This window comes from Chamaesiphon sp. OTE_8_metabat_110 (assembly GCF_031382685.1).
GTDB lineage: Bacteria > Cyanobacteriota > Cyanobacteriia > Cyanobacteriales > Chamaesiphonaceae > Chamaesiphon.
The window spans coordinates 1-2475 of sequence record NZ_JANMZA010000605.1 but is presented as its reverse complement, the minus strand read 5'-3'; the positions used below and the strand labels follow the sequence as shown (position 1 = coordinate 2475).

At 45.1% G+C, this 2475-nt stretch carries 2 protein-coding genes; both read left to right on the top strand.

The window, feature by feature from the left end; translation table 11 throughout:
• The coding region (locus RMO52_RS21820; RefSeq protein WP_310418520.1) for a condensation domain-containing protein at window positions 1-2237 on the top strand (2237 nt) is incomplete at its 5' end.
• A 48-nt stretch (window positions 2238-2285) separates the two neighbouring features.
• A partial coding sequence (locus RMO52_RS21815) for an NAD(P)H-binding protein (protein WP_310418517.1) occupies window positions 2286-2475 on the top strand: 190 nt, incomplete at its 3' end.

Here is a 2475-nt window from a genome sequence, read left to right as displayed (position 1 = left end):
CTGTATCGCGGGAGATTGTTCGAGATCCCTGGTCTTTGGCTACCTGGATGCAGGAAACCAAAATTAATATTTTGCACTTCGTCCCTTCTTTATTTGGTGAGTTTTTAGAGGCTTTAGAAGATAAATCCACCGAATTCCCCCATTTACGCTGGTTGATCTTTAGCGGCGAAGCCTTGCCAATGCCCTTTATCCAACAATGGCTAGACAAGTATGGGGATCGGGTCGGATTGGCCAATCTCTATGGACCGACAGAAGCCTCGATCGATGTCACCTGTCATCTCATCCAAGCACGTCCTGGTTCCCAAGGAGAAAACAGTATTCCCATCGGCCAAGCTATCGATAATGTTTATTTGGAGATCCTTGACGAACAGCTCCAACCGCTACCGCAAGGAGAATTAGGAGAATTATATCTTGGGGGCATCCAATTAGCACAAGGCTATTTAAAAGATCCCGAAAAAACCGCAGCAGCTTTTCCAGCTAATCCCTTCACCCACATTCCTGGTGAACGACTTTACCGCACGGGGGATTTAGCTAAACAACTCCCTGATGGCAGCTTTGAATATCACGGACGCATCGATAGCCAAGTCAAAATTCGCGGTTTTCGAGTTGAACTAGGCGAAATTGAAAACATCCTCATTAGTCATCCCAGCATCAAAGAAGCGGCAGTAGTCGCCATTGATTATGAATTGGGTCAAAAACGCTTAGTTGCAGGTTTAGCCGGAGAACCCGTTACTGCCCAGATTATCAAGACGCATCTAGCCAAACATTTGCCCCATTATATGATTCCCCATCGATTGGAATGGTTGCCCAGTCTACCCAAAAATCATCATGGCAAACTAGATCGCAAAGCTTTAATCGCCCTGTTCCAAGCAGAGCAGTCTCTGCCCACACAATTACCAGATGATTATCTTCCGGTTGGCCCAGGACAGCGTTGGATCTTCGCTTACTTCGAGCCTCCTTATCAATGGGCGGGTTATTCTCGGTTTCGGTATCATCAACCGCTTGATGCTGAAGTGTTTCGTCAAAGTTTGCAGCACTTAGTCGAAATCCACCCCAGTTTACGGACTGTTTTTGTGCAGAAAGAGGGGAAATGGTGGCAGAAAGTCTTGCCAACTAATACGCCTGCTAATATTGCATTTTATGATGGGACGCAGCACGGCGAACAACAGCGAGATTGCCAAATTCAGGGATTAATCCAAGAACTCAATAGAGAATTGAAGATCGAACGAGAGCCACTATTTCAAGTGATTATTGTCAAAATTAACGATCGCTGTTACGAGATTGTGATGCTCGGACATCATTTAAATGGAGATATGTTGAGTAGTCAACTGATCTTTCAACAATTGTGGTTAACCTATCATCGGTTGCTTGACCCTCAACCAGCATCGCCCCAACTGCTCGCGCCGCAAGCGTCTTATCTAGACTTCACTCGATTGCTCATGGCAGCCGAACAGCAAGGCAAGTTGGCAAGCCACCCCTATTATTGGCTGTTTCAATTTCCCTCAGAGCAATCCGTCTTTCAAGTTTCTTGCGATCTTCACCACGGCGTTAATCTAGAAATATCTGCCCGAGAGGAGCGGTGGGTATTATCTGAAGCTAACAGTACCACCCTATTGACTCAAGCCAAATCTCACTACCAGTGTAATGTATATTCTCTGCTACTCGCTCCGTTGTACCGATTGATGGGGCAATGGAGTCAGCGTGAGGATGTGACGATTAGTCACCGTTCTCATGGACGAGATTTGGGAGATGGAAATCAGTTTTTTGAGGCGATGGGTAATTTTGCTGTCAATTTCCCCGTTGGCATTTCAGTAGATGCACAACTTAACTGGGGTCAACTCATCCGACAAATTCAGGAAAAGTTTGCGGGTTTACCAATGAATGGCATCACCTTTGATTGGATTGGCGATCGACTTCCCGATTATTTATACCCCGACAATAATTTGACACCTGTAAGGGCTAACTATTTGGGAAATCGGACACTCCCACAGTCGGATATTTTTGAATTTATGCCTGAAGAATCAGATCGACGTTTATCGCCACCAGATCGAAAACGTACCACTTTGTTGGAATTTTTCTTCGCAATCGTTGGGGGCAACTTAACCGTGACTATTGAATATTCCGATAACTTTCATCTGCAATCAACGATTCAGCATTTGGGGGCAAGCTATATCTCTCTGCTTGAAGATCTCTTAGCCGCAGTTCCCACAACTAGAGCAAAACTACCCTTAGTTTAAACTCTTGCTAATTATTAATCACTCATTTTATTTATTTATCCAGGTTTAATGATGAATAGTTCCGATCTACATGTTGTTTTAGGTGCAAGTGGCGGACTAGGCAGTGCCGTAGTTCGAGAGCTAGTTAGGCAAGACAAACAAGTGCGGGCTGTCAGTCGCTCTGTGATGAAGGACGTTAACTTCGGAAATCAGGTTGAAGTTGTGCTGGGCGATATCACTAATCCCTCCCAAATGAGCA